The 3,441-nt window shown below is 40.9% G+C and carries 3 protein-coding genes; all 3 read left to right on the top strand.

Annotated elements, in window-relative coordinates; all coding sequences use genetic code 11:
* Positions 1-123 precede the first annotated feature (123 nt).
* Genes AS141_RS25765 through AS141_RS25755 form a run of 3 tightly spaced genes read left to right on the top strand, consistent with a single transcriptional unit; the run spans position 124 to position 3,345 of the window.
* A complete protein-coding gene (locus AS141_RS25765; protein WP_057940594.1) occupies positions 124-1,365 on the top strand; it encodes a site-specific integrase in 1,242 nt (413 codons plus the stop codon).
* Positions 1,366-1,396: 31 nt separating this feature from the next.
* Positions 1,397-2,320, top strand: a complete 924-nt coding sequence (locus tag AS141_RS25760; protein WP_157243607.1) for a tyrosine-type recombinase/integrase — start codon at positions 1,397-1,399, stop codon at positions 2,318-2,320.
* Positions 2,317-3,345: a tyrosine-type recombinase/integrase gene (locus tag AS141_RS25755; RefSeq protein WP_057940592.1), complete on the top strand. Its 1,029-nt coding sequence runs from the start codon at positions 2,317-2,319 to the stop codon at positions 3,343-3,345. Before AS141_RS25760 ends, AS141_RS25755 begins: the two co-directional genes overlap by 4 nt.
* Positions 3,346-3,441: the final 96 nt, after the last annotated feature.

Below are 3,441 nucleotides of genomic sequence, written 5' to 3'. Positions count from 1 at the left end.
ACAAAGGCAATATGTAGAGTCCTACAATATGGGGAGTGTTAGCTAAAATACCTCTATAAACCTGATTATCAACAATTCACTCCCCATATTCATAATAAACTTTTAACTAAAAGAAAGCTTATTATGAAAGAAACAATTAAGATCCAAGAAGCAATTGACCAGGTTCTTGGAAACCTGGATCAGGAAAGGTATGCTCCTTATACCATCGGTCGTTATCGCCATTCTTACAATGGGTTACTAAAATTTATCAGCGGGAAAAATGTCGCATATTATTCTGATGATCTGGCTACACAGTACCTACAACATAAATATGGCGTCACCATTGATGGGTTCCACAGGCAATACCGTTCTGATATTGCTGCTTCCATCAGGGCATTCCGTACACTCTCGGATTTTTCCAAGCATGGTATACTGATACAAAAACGAGGGTCCGGAAAGATGCCGTTTAAATGTCCAGATGCCTTTAAAGAAGCTTACGAATCTTTTAAGATTGCATGTAAGGCAAGGAATTATGCACCGATGGGTGAGGCCTCTTTATTTTGGTCATTGCATCAGTTTCTTAAATTTTTAGGTTCAGAAGGGCTCTCCTCTTCCGCTGAAATAACCGCTATCCATATTCTAAAATTCTTGACATCCCAAAAGGATTATAGTTCCAGATACATTGCTACTACAATTTCCAGGTTACGGAACTATCTTAACTTTCTTTACCAGGAAGGCATTATCGAACAGGAATTATGCAAATGTCTTCCCCGTATGAAAATTTCACGTAATCCTTTTATCCCTTCGGTATGGAAGCAGACCGATGTAAAAATGCTTCTGGAATCTGTGGATCGCCAAAATCCAAAGGGGAAGCGGGACTATGCTATTCTATTACTGGTAGCCCGGCTAGGTTTACGGGTTGGGGATATCCGTGCATTAAAGTTGTCTGATCTTAACTGGAACAGAAAACTAATATCCATTGTAATGCAAAAGACTAAGCAGCAATTAGAATTGCCATTACTTGAAGATGTTGGGTGGGCGATCATTGATTATTTAAAGAATGGACGGCCGGAAACTAATGCAACCTCACTGTTTATCCGTCACAAGGCACCCTATGATGGGTTTTCAGACTATAACTGCATGCATAAAATGTTGACCAGACATATGGTCATCGCCAAAATTGAAGGAATGCAAGATCAAAAGCATGGCCTTCATTCCCTAAGAAGCACACTTGCGCTTACCTTACTTGAAAACGGGACCCCGCTTCCAATTATTTCTGAGGCACTTGGACATCAAAGTGTCCAGACCACTAGGTTCTATCTCAAAATAGACATGAACGGATTACGTAACTGTGTCATTGACCCAGAGGAGGTGTGCCATGGATAGCTATCAATGGAAAAGCAAATTAGCCCCTTATATGCAGGAATACCTGGTGCTGAAGCGTATGGCGGGTTTTAAATATGAAAGCGAAGGCAGAATGATGGAGATGTTTGACCAATATTGTTACGATACTGGTTTTAGCGGTGAACGATTAAATGCGGAGGTGGTAAATGGCTTTTGTTACGGTATATATTATGAAAAGGCATCTACAAAATACCGAAAAGAAAAACTGTTAAGTGGATTGGCTGAGCATTTATGTACCCTGGGGCTTTTATCCTATATCTGTCCACGGAAGTCGGTACCAAAAAAAAGTAGATTTACACCATATCTATTCACAGATGAAGAACTTAGAAGCTTATTCTTGGCCACGGATACTTATCCGCCCCACCCGTTAAGTAACCGGCATATTGTGGATAGCATTATGTTCCGGATGATCTACGGATGTGGCCTGCGGCTATCAGAAGCCCTCAATCTTACCCTTAAAGACGTGGATATTGTTGAAGGGACGCTGACCATATTGCAGTCTAAAAACAATAAAGACCGAAGAATTCCAATGGCGGAAAGCCTGGTTAATCGATGCAAGAAATATAATCAGGAAATGCACATATTCAGTGATGGGAATACCTTCTACTTCAAAAGTTCATTAAACAGACGACTGGATAAAAGTGCTGCATATAGAAGATTCCGTGATTATTTATGGCATGCTGGTATTGCCCATAGCGGTAAAGGACCCAGAATCCATGATCTCCGCCATCTTTTTTGTATAAACTGCCTGAAGCGTTGGGTGTTGGCAGGGAAAGATCTTACAAATCTTTTTCCTTATCTCAGTGCTTATTTGGGACATGCTGATTTCAGGGGAACTCAATATTATCTCCGCCTGACAGCGGATTTGTATCCTGATATTATCAGCAAAACTGAAGCTGCGCTGGGATACATTTTTCCGGAAAGGACGGGTTTATGAAAAAGACAAACGACTTTGCTTGGTACCTGTCCCGTTTCTTGACAGTATACCTATCCGGGGAGAGAAACCTGAGTACTAATACTATCGCTGTATATAGGGATAGTTTTCGGCTTTTTCTTTTATTCTTTGAACAAAAGCTGAAGGTAACTCCGGACCAAGTGACTATATCCCAACTGACAAAGGAGCGTGTTTTAGATTATCTGGACTGGCTTGAAACGGAACGTAAATGTACTATTGTGACCAGAAACCAGCGTTTATCTTCTATACACGGGTTCTTGAAATATGTTCAAAAGGAGATGCCGGAAAACCTGTTTGAATTGAACCGGATTTTGGGAATATCATCCAAAAGGGCGACAAAAACCATTGTGCCGTACCTGACAGAAGATGAACTGAAAATTTTATTTCAGCAACCTGACACAAGTACCAGACAAGGAAAACGAGATCTCATACTCTTAGTCCTGATGTACGACAGCGCTGCCAGAGTTCAGGAAATTGCAGATCTGCGAGTCAAAAATATTAGGTTAAACTCTCCGGCAGTAATAGCGCTTCATGGTAAAGGAAATAAAATCAGGCATGTACCAATATTAGGAAGAACAAAGGAATTACTGGCCGGGTACCTTGAAGATCACAAAAAATATGCATGGGGTGTTGCAGTTTCAGATGCGCCAGTCTTTTTTAACCAAAAGCATCAGCAACTTAGTAGATGGGGCATTTCATACATACTAAATACGTATGTCGAGCTCGCGAAAAAGCATGACGGATTCACCGTGGGTTTCCCTGTTACACCACACGTGCTACGTCATTCCAAAGCGATGGGGATGTTGAAGTCTGGCATTAACTTGATCTATATAAAAGACTTTCTCGGGCACGCAAACGTGGTAACTACTGAAGTTTATGCAAGAGCGGACAGCGAGATGAAACGCAAAGCTCTGGAAGGATCTTATAGGGAACTTCAAACTGGTGAATTGCCAAAATGGGAAAATGACACGGGACTAATGCACTGGCTTAAAGTCCTGTGCAAATAATTTATAGCTAAATTATATGGGGAGTGAATTGTTGATAATCAGGTTTATAGAGGTATTTTAGCTAACACTCCCCATATTGTAGGACTCTACATATTG

The sequence above is a fragment of the Algoriphagus resistens genome, assembly GCF_001442615.1.
Classification (GTDB): Bacteria; Bacteroidota; Bacteroidia; order Cytophagales; family Cyclobacteriaceae; genus Algoriphagus; species Algoriphagus resistens.
This window is presented reverse-complemented; position numbering and strand designations above follow the sequence as displayed.

Bases quoted from the DNA above. Each gene is read 5' to 3' on its own strand.
- AS141_RS25755 (WP_057940592.1), top strand. From the start codon at position 2,317: ATGAAAAAGACAAACGACTTTGCTTGGTACCTGTCCCGTTTCTTGACA.
- AS141_RS25760 (WP_157243607.1), top strand. From the start codon at position 1,397: ATGCAGGAATACCTGGTGCTGAAGCGTATGGCGGGTTTTAAATATGAA.
- AS141_RS25765 (WP_057940594.1), top strand. From the start codon at position 124: ATGAAAGAAACAATTAAGATCCAAGAAGCAATTGACCAGGTTCTTGGA.